This is a genomic window from Pseudomonas sp. GW823-FHT06B06 (assembly GCF_058795195.1).
Genome location: NZ_JBXAHO010000077.1, coordinates 1 through 13,230, shown reverse-complemented (window position 1 = coordinate 13,230; position 13,230 = coordinate 1). Strand labels below are relative to the sequence as shown.

At 61.6% G+C, this 13,230-nt stretch carries 15 protein-coding genes; 13 read left to right on the top strand and 2 right to left on the bottom strand.

The window, feature by feature from the left end:
* On the bottom strand, positions 1–216 hold a 216-nt coding region (locus tag AC1Q8Q_RS31700; RefSeq protein WP_492615952.1), incomplete at its 3' end, for a hypothetical protein.
* Positions 217–310: 94 nt separating this feature from the next.
* On the opposite strand from AC1Q8Q_RS31700, the gene AC1Q8Q_RS31695 reads away from it, so the two are divergent.
* From AC1Q8Q_RS31695 to AC1Q8Q_RS31660, 8 genes are all read left to right on the top strand, one after another.
* Positions 311–901, top strand: a complete 591-nt coding sequence (locus AC1Q8Q_RS31695; RefSeq protein ID WP_003225712.1) for an amino acid synthesis family protein — start codon at positions 311–313, stop codon at positions 899–901.
* A 42-nt stretch (positions 902–943) separates the two neighbouring features.
* On the top strand, positions 944–1,777 hold the full coding sequence (locus AC1Q8Q_RS31690; protein ID WP_492615951.1) for an alpha/beta fold hydrolase: 834 nt from the start codon (positions 944–946) through the stop codon (positions 1,775–1,777).
* Positions 1,774–3,255, top strand: a complete 1,482-nt coding sequence (locus tag AC1Q8Q_RS31685) for an aldehyde dehydrogenase (RefSeq protein ID WP_168757889.1) — start codon at positions 1,774–1,776, stop codon at positions 3,253–3,255. The genes AC1Q8Q_RS31690 and AC1Q8Q_RS31685 overlap by 4 nt, the downstream gene beginning before the upstream one ends.
* A gap of 12 nt (positions 3,256–3,267) precedes the next feature.
* Positions 3,268–3,753, top strand: a complete 486-nt coding sequence (locus tag AC1Q8Q_RS31680) for a flavin reductase family protein (protein WP_168757888.1) — start codon at positions 3,268–3,270, stop codon at positions 3,751–3,753.
* A 148-nt stretch (positions 3,754–3,901) separates the two neighbouring features.
* Positions 3,902–5,353: an NAD-dependent succinate-semialdehyde dehydrogenase gene (locus AC1Q8Q_RS31675; protein ID WP_168757887.1), complete on the top strand. Its 1,452-nt coding sequence runs from the start codon at positions 3,902–3,904 to the stop codon at positions 5,351–5,353.
* Position 5,354: 1 nt separating this feature from the next.
* Positions 5,355–5,744, top strand: a complete 390-nt coding sequence (locus tag AC1Q8Q_RS31670; RefSeq protein ID WP_008059553.1) for a carboxymuconolactone decarboxylase family protein — start codon at positions 5,355–5,357, stop codon at positions 5,742–5,744.
* An 87-nt stretch (positions 5,745–5,831) separates the two neighbouring features.
* A complete protein-coding gene (locus tag AC1Q8Q_RS31665; protein WP_046817510.1) occupies positions 5,832–6,584 on the top strand; it encodes a GntR family transcriptional regulator in 753 nt (250 codons plus the stop codon).
* A gap of 2 nt (positions 6,585–6,586) precedes the next feature.
* The gene (locus AC1Q8Q_RS31660; RefSeq protein ID WP_033043500.1) at positions 6,587–7,150 is read left to right on the top strand and encodes an NUDIX hydrolase; all 564 of its coding nucleotides are present in this window, start codon (positions 6,587–6,589) and stop codon (positions 7,148–7,150) included.
* A 133-nt stretch (positions 7,151–7,283) separates the two neighbouring features.
* On the opposite strand, the gene AC1Q8Q_RS31655 is transcribed toward AC1Q8Q_RS31660, so the two are convergent.
* Positions 7,284–7,580, bottom strand: a complete 297-nt coding sequence (locus AC1Q8Q_RS31655) for a DUF1330 domain-containing protein (protein ID WP_033045521.1) — start codon at positions 7,578–7,580, stop codon at positions 7,284–7,286.
* Between the two features lie 71 nt (positions 7,581–7,651).
* Between AC1Q8Q_RS31655 and ribBA the strand changes: the two genes are divergently transcribed.
* The 5 genes from ribBA to AC1Q8Q_RS31630 all read left to right on the top strand — a co-directional run bounded on the left by ribBA (position 7,652) and on the right by AC1Q8Q_RS31630 (position 13,091).
* Entirely contained in the window at positions 7,652–8,761 is a 1,110-nt protein-coding gene (gene ribBA / locus AC1Q8Q_RS31650; protein ID WP_020800938.1) for a bifunctional 3,4-dihydroxy-2-butanone-4-phosphate synthase/GTP cyclohydrolase II, read from the top strand.
* A 387-nt stretch (positions 8,762–9,148) separates the two neighbouring features.
* The gene (locus AC1Q8Q_RS31645) at positions 9,149–10,174 is read left to right on the top strand and encodes an ABC transporter substrate-binding protein (RefSeq protein WP_168757885.1); all 1,026 of its coding nucleotides are present in this window, start codon (positions 9,149–9,151) and stop codon (positions 10,172–10,174) included.
* Entirely contained in the window at positions 10,171–11,103 is a 933-nt protein-coding gene (locus AC1Q8Q_RS31640) for an ABC transporter permease (RefSeq protein WP_492615950.1), read from the top strand. The genes AC1Q8Q_RS31645 and AC1Q8Q_RS31640 overlap by 4 nt, the downstream gene beginning before the upstream one ends.
* Before the next feature lie 6 nt (positions 11,104–11,109).
* Positions 11,110–11,919: an ABC transporter permease gene (locus AC1Q8Q_RS31635; protein ID WP_008059566.1), complete on the top strand. Its 810-nt coding sequence runs from the start codon at positions 11,110–11,112 to the stop codon at positions 11,917–11,919.
* A 17-nt stretch (positions 11,920–11,936) separates the two neighbouring features.
* Positions 11,937–13,091 carry an ABC transporter ATP-binding protein gene (locus AC1Q8Q_RS31630; protein WP_492615949.1) on the top strand — a complete coding sequence of 385 codons (1,155 nt, stop codon included), beginning with the start codon at positions 11,937–11,939 and terminating at the stop codon, positions 13,089–13,091.
* Positions 13,092–13,230: the final 139 nt, after the last annotated feature.

Sequence of the window (13,230 nt, the reverse complement as noted above, 5' to 3'; positions counted from 1 at the left end):
CACCAAGTGGTGGGGCAAAGCCTTTTGCTTCCTTTTTGGTGTTTGAAAAAGGGAGTCGCTGTAAAAGCGAAACCATAGGAGGCCGTTATCGCAGCAATGGATATGTACTCCCTGACAGCCGACCGGATTGCTGGTCTGTCCGCAGTCAACCAAACACAGGTCGGCTGTCAGGCCGCCTTCACGGGTAAGCCTCGCTCCTACAGTTTTCATCACCATCCGACCAGAAACTCCTTTCAGGGTATTGCGCATCCAGTATTATGGTATACCATCATACGCACAGACACTTTTTCACCCTGATACGGAGCAGCTCATGAGTTTCGAAATCCGCAAGATCGTCAGCTATGTCGAAGAAACCTTCATTGAAGGCGGCAAGGCCACCGACAAGCCCGTGACCATGGTCGGGCTGGCCGTGGTGATGAAGAACCCTTGGGTGGGCAACGGCTTCGTTGAAGACCTCAAGCCGCAGATCCGCGCCAACTGCTCCGACCTCGGCGCGCTGATGGTCGAGCGCTTGGTGGGCATCATCGGCGGTGCCGAGAAAATCGAAGCGTACGGCAAGGCCGCCGTGGTCGGCGCCGACGGTGAAATCGAACACGCCTCCGCAGTGATCCACACCCTGCGTTTCGGCAACCACTACCGCGAAGCGGTGAAAGCCAAGAGCTACCTGAGCTTCACCAACAAGCGCGGCGGCCCGGGCACCTCCATCCAGATCCCGATGATGCACAAGGACGACGAAGGCCTGCGTTCGCACTACATCACCCTGGAAATGCAGATCGAAGACGCGCCGCGTGCCGACGAAATCGTCGTGGTCCTGGGTTGCGCCGATGGCGGCCGCCTGCACCCACGCATCGGCAATCGCTACATCGACCTGGAAGAACTGGCCGCCGAAAAAGCCCAGTAAGCCGGTCGGTCACTACAACAAAAAGGTATGCAGGAGCGCTCCATGATTCGGCTCACCGCTGAACGCACCCCGGCTGGCACCAGTTACCTGGCGACCGGCCAAGGCCAGCCCGTGGTCTTGATCCACGGCGTGGGCCTGAACAAAGAAATGTGGGGCGGCCAGATCGTTGGCCTGGCCACCCAATACCGCGTGATCGCCTACGACATGCTCGGTCATGGCGCCAGCCCGCGTCCGGAAAGCGGCACGCCGCTGCTCGGTTACGCCGACCAGTTGCTGGAGCTGCTCGATCATTTGCAATTGCCCAAGGCGGCAGTGATCGGTTTCTCCATGGGCGGCCTGGTGGCGCGGGCTTTTGCCCTGCATTACCCGCAGCGCCTGCAGAGCCTTGTGGTGCTCAACAGTGTGTTCAATCGCACCGCCGAGCAACGCGCCGGTGTCATCGCCCGCACAGCCCAGGCGGCCGAACACGGGCCGGATGCCAACGCCGAAGCCGCACTGTCGCGCTGGTTCAGCCGCGAATACCAGGCAGCCAATCCGGCGCAGATCGCCGCTTTGCGCCAGACGCTCGCGCAGAATGATCCGCAGGGCTACCTGACTACTTATGAATTGTTCGCCACCCAGGACATGTACCGCGCCGATGACCTGGCCAGCATCCAGGTGCCGACGCTGGTCGCTACCGGCGAACTCGATCCGGGGTCGACCCCGGAAATGGCCGAGCAACTGGCCGGGCGCATTCTCGGCGCCAAGGTTGCCGTACTCGGCGAGCAGCGGCATATGATGCCCGTAGAATCGCCGCGCCTGGTCAACCAGCTGTTGCTGGAGTTCCTCGACACGGCGCACGCCCGACCAAACCAGATTAAGGGGATCGTTGCATGACTCTCTCACGCTTCCAGATGTGCATCGGCGGTGAATGGGTCGATGCCCTGTCCGGCAAGACTTTTGAAAGCCTCAATCCAGCCCTGGCCGAACCTTGGGCCGAATTGCCCGATGCCGACGAAGCCGACGTCGAGCGCGCCGTACAGGCGGCGCAGAGCGCCTTCGACAGCCCGGCCTGGCGCGGTCTGACCGCCACCGCACGCGGCAAGTTGCTGCGGCGCCTGGGCGACCTGATCGCGGAAAACAAGGAACAACTGGCGCAGCTGGAAAGCCGCGACAACGGCAAGCTGATCCGCGAGACCCGCGGCCAGGTCGGCTATTTGCCGGAGTTCTTCCACTACACCGCAGGCCTGGCCGACAAACTCGAAGGCGGCACCCTGCCCCTCGACAAGCCGGACCTGTTTGCCTACACCGTGCACGAAGCCATGGGCGTGGTCGCCGCGATCATTCCGTGGAACAGTCCGCTGTACCTGACCGCGATCAAACTGGCGCCGGCCCTCGCGGCAGGCAATACCATCGTGATCAAGCCGTCCGAACACGCCTCGGCGACCATTCTGGAACTGGCGCGCCTGGCGCTGGAAGCCGGGATTCCACCGGGAGTGGTCAATGTCGTCACCGGTTACGGCCCGAGCACCGGCGCCGCCCTGACCCGCCATCCGCTGGTACGCAAGATCGCCTTCACCGGCGGCGCGGCCACGGCCCGGCATGTGGTGCGCAGCAGTGCCGAGAACTTCGCGAAATTGTCCCTGGAACTGGGCGGCAAATCGCCGAACATCATTTTCGCCGACGCCGACCTCGACAGCGCGATCAACGGCGCCATCGCCGGGATCTATGCCGCGTCCGGGCAAAGCTGTGTGTCGGGTTCGCGTCTGTTGGTGCAGGACGAAATCTACGACGAATTCGTCGCTCGCCTGGTGGAACGCGCCCAGCGCATCCGCATCGGCAACCCGCAGGAAGACAGCAGTGAAATGGGCCCGATGGCCACTGCCCAGCAACTGGCCGTGGTGGAAGGCCTGGTGGCGGATGCCATTGCCGAAGGTGCGCGTTTGCGCCTCGGTGGCAAGCGTGTGCAGAACCTGGGCGAAGGCTGGTTCTATGAGCCGACCCTGTTCGAATGCGACCGCAACTCGATGAGGATCATGCAGGAAGAAGTCTTTGGTCCGGTGGCCTCGGTCATCCGTTTCAAGGACGAAGCCGAAGCCCTGGCGATTGCCAACGACTCGCAGTTCGGACTCGCCGCCGGCATCTGGACCCGCGACCTGGGCCGTGCCCATCGCCTGGCCCGGGACGTGCGTTCGGGGATCATCTGGGTCAATACCTACCGCGCCGTGTCGGCCATGGCGCCGATCGGCGGCTTCAAGAACAGTGGCTATGGACGCGAAAGCGGCATCGATTCCGTGCTGGCCTACACCGAGCTGAAAACGGTGTGGATCAATCTTTCCCAGGCACCGATGCCTGATCCGTTTGTGATGCGCTAGGAGTCCTGAGAAATGATCGAACCCGGCATTTACAAAGACGTCATGAGCTCGTTCCCTTCCGGGGTCACGGTGGTCACCACCCTGGACCCGGACGGCGGCATCGTCGGCATCACCGCCAGCGCCTTCAGTGCGCTGTCGATCGATCCGGCACTGGTGCTGTTCTGCCCCAACTACGCCTCTGACACGTACCCGATCCTGCGCGACAGCAAGCAATTCGCAATTCATTTGCTGTCCGCCGACCAGACCACCGAAGCCTATGCGTTCGCCGGCAAGGGCAAGGATAAGGCCAATGGCATCGAGTGGCACCTGAGCGAACTGGGCAACCCGTTGCTGCGCAAAGCCACGGCGATCATCGAGTGCGAACTGTGGCGTGAATACGATGGCGGCGACCACGCCATCATCGTCGGCGCGGTAAAGAACCTGATCCTGCCCGAGCAACCGGTGACGCCGATGATCTACCACAAAGGCAAGCTGGGCCCCCTGCCCGCCCTGGCCTGATGGCTCTACACAATGCCCTGTGGGAGCGGGCTTGCTCGCGAAGGCCGAGTGTCAGTTGACATCAATATTGACTGACCCACCGCTTTCGCGAGCAAGCCCGCTCCCACAGGGGCCCGCGTAGGTCTTTTATGTTTCTCCAGGAGCCGGCATGAGCCCAGCAGCCTCGCAACTGTTCCGCCAGCAGGCCTACATCGATGGCCAGTGGCTGGATGCGCCCGATGGGGCGCGACAGGACATTTTCAATCCCGCCACCGGCGAACTCATCGGTAGCGTGCCGAACCTTGGCGCCGAGCACGCCCGCCAAGCCATCGTTGCCGCCAACAACGCCTGGCCGGCCTGGCGCGCCCTGACCGCCAAGGAGCGCAGCAACACCCTCAAGCGCTGGCACGCGCTGATGCTGGAAAACGCCGAAGCCCTTGCTGAAATCCTGACCCTAGAACAAGGCAAACCGTTGGCCGAAGCCAAGGGTGAAATCCTCTACGCCGCCAGTTTCATCGAATGGTTCGCCGAAGAAGCCAAACGCATCTACGGCGACACGATTCCCAGCCACAAGGGCGATGCGCGCATCGTCGTCAGCAAGGAACCGATCGGTGTCGTCGCGGCCATCACGCCGTGGAACTTCCCCGCAGCGATGATCACCCGCAAGGCCGGCCCGGCGCTGGCCGCCGGTTGTCCGTGCATCGTCAAGCCGGCACCGGAGACGCCATTCTCGGCGCTGGCCATGGCGGCGCTGGCCGAACAGGCCGGTATTCCTGCCGGTATTTTCAACGTGATCACCGGCAATGCCATCGCCATCGGCGCTGAGCTGACGGCAAGCCCGTTGGTGCGCAAACTATCGTTCACCGGCTCCACGGCGATTGGCAAGTTGCTGATGGCGCAGTGCGCGCCGACGCTGAAGAAAGTGTCGCTGGAACTGGGCGGCAACGCACCGTTCATTGTCTTCGACGATGCCGACCTTGAGCGTGCGGTAGAAGGCGCGCTGATTGCCAAGTTTCGCAACGCCGGCCAAACCTGTGTCTGCGTCAATCGCTTCCTGGTGCAAGACGGCATACACGACGCCTTTGTTGCGCGCCTGGCCGAGCGGGTGTCGCAGCTCAAGGTGGGCAGCGGTTTCGCTGACGGGGTCACACAGGGTCCGCTGATTAACGAGCGCGCCGTGGCCAAGGTTGAAGACCATGTGCAGGACGCACTGGCGCAAGGTGCCCGGTTGGTTTGCGGCGGCGAACGTCATGCGCTGGGCCACGGCTTTTTCCAGCCTACGGTATTGGCCGGCATCACCACTCAGATGAAAGTTGCCCGGGATGAGACCTTCGGCCCTCTCGCCGCGGTGTTTCGTTTCACCAGCGAGGCGCAGGCCGTGCAGATGGCCAACGACACCGAATTCGGCCTCGCTGCCTACTGCTACACCCGCGACCTGGGCCGCGCCTGGCGCATGAGTGAGGCGCTGGAATACGGCATGGTCGGGATCAACGAAGGACTGATTTCCACCGAAGTCGCGCCGTTTGGCGGGATCAAATCCTCGGGCCTGGGTCGTGAAGGCTCCAAGTACGGCATCGAGGATTATCTGGAACTCAAATACACACTAATGGGCGGGCTCTGAAGTGAGTAACGAAAAGTACGAAAAAGGCTTGAAGATCCGCACCCAGGTGCTGGGCGAAGCCTATGTGAACCGCTCCATCGAAAACGCCGATGACTTCACCCGCCCCCTGCAGGAAATGGTCACCGAGTACTGCTGGGGCCACGTGTGGGGGCGTGAGGGTTTGTCGCTTAAAGAGCGCAGCATGATAAACTTGGCGATGATTTCGGCCCTCAATCGGCCTCACGAACTCAAGCTGCACGTGCGTGGTGCCTTGCGTAACGGGCTGAGTCGTGAACAAATACGCGAAATTCTGCTTCAGGTCGGTATTTATTGCGGTGTCCCCGCGGCCGTGGACAGTTTCCGGCTCGCCCGTGAAGCGTTCGCCGAAGCCGATGCCGAGGCCTCCAGTTAACCCTTGGCTATCTGACTGAACGAGCACTAGGATTATTACGATCAAAGTGCTCTTTTTGCATGGACAGCCACATTCAGAGCGGACCCCATGAAACGCCTGCCACTCGACGACAGCTTCAAGGTCAATCGCAACCCCGTTACCCTGCGCGAAATCGTGCTGGATAAACTGCGAAGCGCCATCATGAACTTCCAGCTTCTGCCGGGAGATCGACTGGTCGAACGCGATCTGTGCGATCGCCTGGGCGTGAGCCGCACTTCGGTGCGCGAAGCGCTGCGTCACCTTGAATCCGAAGGCCTGGTGGAGTTCGCCGATGCCAAGGGCCCTCGGGTAGCGATCATCACGCTGGCCGATGCCGTCGATATCTATGAGCTGCGTTGCGTACTGGAAGGCCTGATCGTTCAACTGTTCACCCTGCGTGCCAAGGCCAAGGACATCAAGGCCCTGGAAAAGGCCCTGGAAGAAAACCGCCAGGCCTTGAAGGAAGGCGAACTGCAACAGGTCATCGACTCCGTGCAAGGTTTCTACGACGTCCTGCTCGAAGGCTCTGGCAACCATGTCGCCGCGACCCAGTTGCGTCAGCTGCAGGCGCGCATCAGCTACCTGCGCGCGACTTCGGTGTCCCAGCAGAACCGTCGCGGCGCCAGCAACCAGGAAATGGAACGCATGGTCGAAGCGATCAAGAGCGGCGATCCCCTGGCCGCCCACCAGGCTTGCGTCGACCACGTTCGGGCCGCCGCCACCGTCGCCCTCGATTACCTCAAGCGCAAGCAGGAAGAAACCGGGGCGATCCCCGAGATCACCCAGCCCATCGCCCTCAAAGAACCCCGCATAGGTCGTTGATCATGTTCAGCCCGAGCTATTGTCCAAGGTGCGGCAGCAATGACCTCAAGTCACAGTTGCCACCGGGCGATACGCACGAGCGCCTGATGTGCCGCGGCTGCGGCTACATCCACTACGTCAATCCGAAAATCATTGCCGGCTGCATCATCGAGCAGGACGGCAAGTACTTGCTTTGCCAACGCGCAATCCCTCCGCGCCCCGGCACCTGGACCTTGCCGGCGGGCTTCATGGAAGGTGGTGAGACCACCGAGCAGGCGGCGTTGCGCGAGGTCTGGGAAGAGAGCGGCGTGCGCGCGGAAATCCTCTCGCCCTACTCGATCTTCAGCGTGCCTACAATCTGCGAGGTGTACATCATCTTCCGCGCCATCGCGCTGGAGATCACCGGGCAGTACGGACCGGAAACCCTCGACTACAAATTCTTCGCGCCCGAGGACATTCCCTGGGACAGCATCTACTACCCGGCAATCCGGCAGATTCTCGAACGCTACATCGAGGAGCGGCAGGCCGGGGTCTACGGGATCTACATCGGCAACGACGATAGCGGCAAGATTCACTTCATTCGCTGACAGAACGCGACACAATCACTGTAGGAGCTGCCGCAGGCTGCGATCTTTTGATCTTTGGCGCCCTGAAGGCTGCCCGAAGATCAAGATCAAGATCAAGATCAAAAGATCGCAGCCTGCGGCAGCTCCTACAGGGTTATGCCGGGGCGATTCCTTCGACAATGATCACCTCTGCCTTCGCCACGCCTTCGCGGTGCCCTTTCGCCTCCTGATACAGATCGGATCGATAGCAGGCCAGCGCCTGTTCGTAGGAATCAAATTCAATCACCACGCTGCGTTGCGGCGTCGACCGACCTTCCATCGCTTCGCTGCGCCCCCCACGCGCCATTATCCGACCACCGTATTGGGCAAACGCCTGCGGTGCCCGCTGGGTGTATTGGCTGTATTGATCGGGGTCGGTGATATCCACGTGAGCAATCCAGTACGCCTTCATAGTGACCTCTCTGCTTGTGTTGTATTATGGTATACCACAATATATCTCCATCAAACATCGAGAATCCCCAAATGGCCTTCAACAGCATCGAAGAAATCATCGAAGACTACCGCCAAGGCAAGATGGTGCTCCTGGTGGACGACGAGGACCGGGAAAATGAAGGCGACCTGCTGCTGGCCGCCGACCGCTGCAGCGCCGAAGCCATCAGCTTCATGGCCCGTGAAGCGCGCGGCCTGATCTGCCTGACCTTGACCGACGAGCATTGCCAGCGCTTGGGCCTCGAGCAGATGGTGCCCAGCAATGGCAGCGTGTTCAGTACCGCGTTCACCGTATCGATCGAAGCGGCTGTTGGCGTGACCACCGGCATCTCCGCCGCCGACCGCGCGCGTACCGTGGCCGCTGCCGTTGCCCATGGCGCGAGTGCCGCCGATATCGTGCAGCCCGGCCACATCTTCCCCCTGCGTGCCCGGGAGGGTGGCGTATTGACCCGCGCCGGCCATACCGAAGCCGGTTGCGACCTGGCGCGCCTGGCCGGTTTTACCCCCGCCTCGGTGATCGTCGAAGTGATGAACGATGACGGCACCATGGCCCGCCGCCCGGACCTGGAAGTGTTCGCGCGAAAACACGGAATCAAGATCGGCACCATCGCCGACCTGATCCACTATCGTTTAAGTACCGAGCACACGGTGGTGCGCATCGGCGAGCGCGAGCTGCCGACGGTGCATGGCACCTTTCGTCTGATCACCTTTGAGGATCGCATCGAAGGCGGTGTCCACATGGCAATGGTCATGGGTGATCTGCGCCGCGAGGAAGCGACGCTGGTGCGCGTGCACGTCATCGACCCGTTGCGTGACCTGGTCGGCGCCGAATACAGCGGCCCTTCGAACTGGACGTTGTGGGCGGCTTTGCAGCGAGTGGCTGAGGAAGGTCGCGGCGTCGTGGTGGTCCTGGCCAACCACGAATCGTCGCAAGCGTTGCTGGAGCGGGTGCCGCAATTGACCCAGGCGCCGCGGCAGTTCAGCCGTTCGCAGTCGCGGATCTATTCGGAAGTCGGCACCGGTGCGCAGATCCTGCAGAACCTCGGCGTGGGCAAGCTGAGGCATCTGGGGCCGCCGCTGAAATATGCAGGTTTGACCGGGTATGACCTGGAAGTGGTGGAAAGCATCCCGTTCACCCAGTGATCCTCGGATTTGTGTAGTCCCCTGTGGGAGCGAGCCTGCTCGCGAAGGCGATGTACCCGGCAACATGTGTGTCAACTGACACGCCCTCTTCGCGAGCAGGCTCGCTCCCACAAGGATTGCGATGTTTGCGCGGTACCGGGTACGCCCCGCAGCTCGAAAAAAATGCATTTTTGGCTGATAGCCGGTAAGGCAAAGTGCTTGCACAAAGTTTGGAATACCATAATATGATATTCCATAGACCGGACGTTTTAGCCAAGCGCACCCGCGAGGGAAAGCACTCACAACAGCCCTTGGCACGGTCGCCTTTCAAGGCCAGATGGACCTACTGCTCCCGATAGGCGGGCATTACCAAGCCCGCTCAAAAACACAACAAATGAGGGCGTGAAAATGGTGTTGAACAAACGTGCATCCGCAGTACTGTTCGCAGGCTTGTTGGCCACGGTCAGTCATGTGGCAACGGCTGCTGAAAGCGTCAACTTCGTCAGCTGGGGCGGTAGCACCCAGGATGCACAGAAGCAGGCTTGGGCCGATCCGTTCAGCAAGGCCAGCGGCATCACCGTGGTCCAGGATGGCCCCACCGACTACGGCAAGCTCAAGGCCATGGTCGAAAGCGGCAACGTGCAGTGGGACGTGGTCGACGTCGAAGCTGACTTCGCCTTGCGCGCGGCCTCCGAAGGCCTGCTCGAACCCCTCGATTTCAAAGTCATCGATCGCGACAAGATCGACCCGCGATTCGTCTCCGATCACGGCGTCGGCTCGTTCTTCTTCTCCTTCGTCCTCGGCTACAACGAAGGCAAGTTGGGTGCCAACAAACCCCAGGACTGGTCCGCGCTGTTCGACACCAAGACCTACCCCGGCAAACGCGCCCTGTATAAATGGCCAAGTCCTGGCGTGCTGGAGCTGGCGCTGCTGGCCGATGGCGTCGCCGCCGACAAGCTCTATCCGCTGGACCTGGACCGCGCCTTCAAGAAGCTCGACACCATCAAGAAAGACATCGTCTGGTGGGGCGGCGGCGCTCAGTCGCAACAGCTGCTGGCCTCCGGTGAAGCGAGCATGGGCCAGTTCTGGAACGGCCGCATTCATGCCCTCCAAGAAGACGGTGCGCCGGTTGGCGTGAGCTGGAAACAGAACCTGGTCATGGCCGACATCCTGGTCATTCCAAAGGGTTCGAAGAACAAGGACGCGGCGATGAAGTTCCTGGCCAATGCCAGCAGCGCCAAAGGCCAGGCCGACTTCTCCAACCTGACCGCCTACGCCCCGGTCAACGTCGACAGCGTGGCGCGCCTGGACTCGACCCTGGCGCCCAACCTGCCGACTGCCTACGCCAAGGATCAAATCACTCTTGATTTCGCGTACTGGGCCAAGAACGGTCCTGCTATCGCGACACGGTGGAACGAATGGCTGGTCAAATGAAAATGACGGTAACCGCGTCCCGTCCATCCACGCCGGTCGGGAGCGCCTCCGGCGCTGCCGGCAAGACGGCTGCGATGACGCAAACCCCGACCCTGGCGCAACGCTGGCGCGGATCGAGCAACCTGATCCCCGCCCTGCTGTTCCTCGGCCTGTTCTTCCTCGCACCACTGATCGGCTTGCTGCTACGCGGCGTGCTGGAACCGACTCCGGGGCTGGGCAACTACGAGCAGTTGTTCGCCAACTCGGCGTATGCCCGTGTCTTGCTCAACACCTTCTCGGTGGCCGGACTGGTGACGTTGTTCAGCCTGCTATTGGGTTTCCCGCTGGCTTGGGCGATCACGTTGGTGCCCCGTGGCTGGGGTCGCTGGATCCTGAACATCGTGCTGTTGTCGATGTGGACCAGCCTGCTCGCCCGCACCTATTCCTGGCTGGTGTTGCTGCAAGCCTCCGGGGTGATCAACAAGGCGTTGATGGCCATGGGCATCATCGATCAGCCGCTGGAGATGGTGCATAACCTCACCGGCGTGGTGATCGGCATGAGCTACATCATGATCCCGTTCATCGTGCTGCCGCTGCAGGCGACCATGCAGGCCATCGACCCGATGATCCTGCAGGCCGGTTCGATCTGCGGGGCCAGTCCGTGGACCAACTTCTTCCGGGTATTCCTGCCGCTGTGCCGGCCGGGGCTGTTCTCCGGTGGCTTGATGGTGTTCGTGATGTCGCTCGGTTACTACGTCACCCCGGCCCTGCTGGGCGGTGCGCAGAACATGATGCTGCCCGAGTTCATCATCCAGCAGGTGCAGTCGTTCCTCAACTGGGGCCTGGCCAGCGCCGGTGCCGCGTTGCTGATCGTCATCACGCTGGTGCTGTTCTACTTCTACCTGAAGCTTCAGCCGGAATCCCCGGTTGGCGCCAGCAACGCGAGGTAAGCCGTCATGCTCCTGACCCCCAATGCCATGAGCCGCCGGATGCGCCTTGGCCTGTACGCCACCACCGGGCTGATCGGGCTGTTCCTGTTGCTACCGATCGTGTTCATCGTCCTGCTGTCATTCGGCTCATCCCAGTGGCTGGTGTTCCCACCACCGGGCTGGACGCTCAAATGGTACGGCCAGTTCTTCTCCAATGCCGACTGGATGAACGCGGCCATGGCCAGCCTCAAGGTCGCGGTACTGACCACGTTCTTTGCCGTGGCCCTGGGCCTGCCGACCGCTTTCGCCCTGGTACGCGGGCGCTTTCCGGGCCGGGAAATGCTCTACGGCCTGTTTACCCTGCCGATGATCGTGCCGCTGGTGATCATTGCGGTCGCGGTGTACGCGTTGTTCCTGAAACTGGGCTACACCGGAACCATGTTCGCGTTCGTGGTCAGCCACGTCATCGTCGCGTTGCCGTTCACCATCATCTCGATCATCAACTCGCTGAAGCTGTTCGACCAGTCGATCGAGGATGCCGCAGTGATTTGCGGCGCCTCGCGCCTGCAAGCGGTATTCAAGGTGACCTTCCCGGCGATTCGCCCGGGCATGGTGGCCGGCGCCCTCTTCGCCTTCCTTGTCTCGTGGGATGAAGTGGTGCTGAGCGTGATGATGGCAAGCCCGACCCTGCAAACCCTCCCCGTGAAAATGTGGACCACCCTGCGCCAGGACCTGACGCCCGTGATCGCCGTCGCCTCGACGCTGCTGATCGGCCTCTCGGTATTGGTCATGGTGATCGCCGCCGCACTGCGCCGGCGCAATGAAATCAGCGCCTGAGCGCGCAGGAGTACGACATGAGTGCAGTGATCAAAGATACCGCGCAGCAAAATGACAAGCCCCTGGTGAGCCTGCGCAACTTGAATAAATACTACGGCGACTTTGCTGCCGTGGACGACATCTCGCTGGACATCAAGGACGGTGAATTCCTGACCTTCCTCGGCTCCAGCGGCTCGGGAAAAAGTACTACGCTGTCGATGCTCGCCGGTTTCGAAACCCCGAGCAGCGGCGAGATCCTGGTCAACGGCCAGTCACTGGTCAATGTGCCGCCGCACAAGCGTGACATCGGTATGGTGTTCCAGCGCTACTCGCTGTTCCCGCACCTGTCGGTGCGCGACAACATTGCCTTCCCGCTGGCCATCCGCAAACTGGCCCCGGCCGAGCGTGATCGCCGGGTCGATGCGATGCTCAAGCTGGTGCAGCTTGAGCAATTCGCCCATCGCCGCCCTTCGCAACTCTCCGGCGGCCAGCAGCAACGGGTCGCCATCGCCCGGGCGCTGGTCTACGAGCCACGCATCCTGCTGATGGATGAACCGCTGGGCGCACTGGACAAGAAACTGCGTGAAGATTTGCAGGACGAACTGCGCCAGCTGCATCGGCGCCTGGGCATCACCATCGTCTACGTGACCCACGACCAGGAAGAAGCCATGCGCCTGTCCCAGCGCATCGCCATCTTCAGCCATGGCAAGATCGTCGGCCTGGGCAGCGGTTACGACCTGTACCAGAATCCGCCGAATGCCTTTGTCGCCTCGTTCCTTGGTAACTCGAACTTCCTCAAGCTCAAGGCCCAGGGCAACGCCGTGGCAACGTTTGAGGGGCAGTCGCTGTCGATCCGCCTGACAGCCGGCCTGCAAACCAACCAGGACGTACTGTTGATGGTGCGACCGGAAAAGGCGCTGGCCTTGAGTCTCGAGCAAGCCGCTCAGGAGCCGTTGGCCGCCGGTTGGAATGAAGTGACGGCCAAGGTGGTGGAAGTGCTTTTCCTGGGGGAAAGCCAGACGTGCAGCGTGGTGACTTCGGGCGGTACGTCGATGACCGTCAAGGCGCTTTCCGCGGCGGGCATGCCCATGAAGGCGGAGGATCCGGTGCGTGTGCGCTGGGCGACTGCCGATGCCTGTGTTTATACCGAATGGGCTGAGAGTGATTTGAACAAGGCTGCTGGGGCGCACTGATTATTTAAGGCCTATTGCGGTGGGCAGCTAATCAAGAGTCCCCTCGGGCCCTGAGCCTGTTGATTGATCGTTCCCACGCTCTGCGTGGGAATGCCGCCAGGGACGCTCCGCGTTCCGCTGACGACGCATTAGTTGAGCC

Coding starts and splice junctions, on each gene's coding strand:
- AC1Q8Q_RS31635 (WP_008059566.1), top strand. CDS start 11,110: ATGCTCCTGACCCCCAATGCCATGAGCCGCCGGATGCGCCTTGGCCTG.
- AC1Q8Q_RS31655 (WP_033045521.1), bottom strand. CDS start 7,580: ATGAAGGCGTACTGGATTGCTCACGTGGATATCACCGACCCCGATCAA.
- AC1Q8Q_RS31680 (WP_168757888.1), top strand. CDS start 3,268: ATGATCGAACCCGGCATTTACAAAGACGTCATGAGCTCGTTCCCTTCC.
- AC1Q8Q_RS31695 (WP_003225712.1), top strand. CDS start 311: ATGAGTTTCGAAATCCGCAAGATCGTCAGCTATGTCGAAGAAACCTTC.
- ribBA (WP_020800938.1), top strand. CDS start 7,652: ATGGCCTTCAACAGCATCGAAGAAATCATCGAAGACTACCGCCAAGGC.
- AC1Q8Q_RS31690 (WP_492615951.1), top strand. CDS start 944: ATGATTCGGCTCACCGCTGAACGCACCCCGGCTGGCACCAGTTACCTG.
- AC1Q8Q_RS31630 (WP_492615949.1), top strand. CDS start 11,937: ATGAGTGCAGTGATCAAAGATACCGCGCAGCAAAATGACAAGCCCCTG.
- AC1Q8Q_RS31660 (WP_033043500.1), top strand. CDS start 6,587: ATGTTCAGCCCGAGCTATTGTCCAAGGTGCGGCAGCAATGACCTCAAG.
- AC1Q8Q_RS31685 (WP_168757889.1), top strand. CDS start 1,774: ATGACTCTCTCACGCTTCCAGATGTGCATCGGCGGTGAATGGGTCGAT.
- AC1Q8Q_RS31640 (WP_492615950.1), top strand. CDS start 10,171: ATGAAAATGACGGTAACCGCGTCCCGTCCATCCACGCCGGTCGGGAGC.
- AC1Q8Q_RS31645 (WP_168757885.1), top strand. CDS start 9,149: ATGGTGTTGAACAAACGTGCATCCGCAGTACTGTTCGCAGGCTTGTTG.
- AC1Q8Q_RS31665 (WP_046817510.1), top strand. CDS start 5,832: ATGAAACGCCTGCCACTCGACGACAGCTTCAAGGTCAATCGCAACCCC.
- AC1Q8Q_RS31675 (WP_168757887.1), top strand. CDS start 3,902: ATGAGCCCAGCAGCCTCGCAACTGTTCCGCCAGCAGGCCTACATCGAT.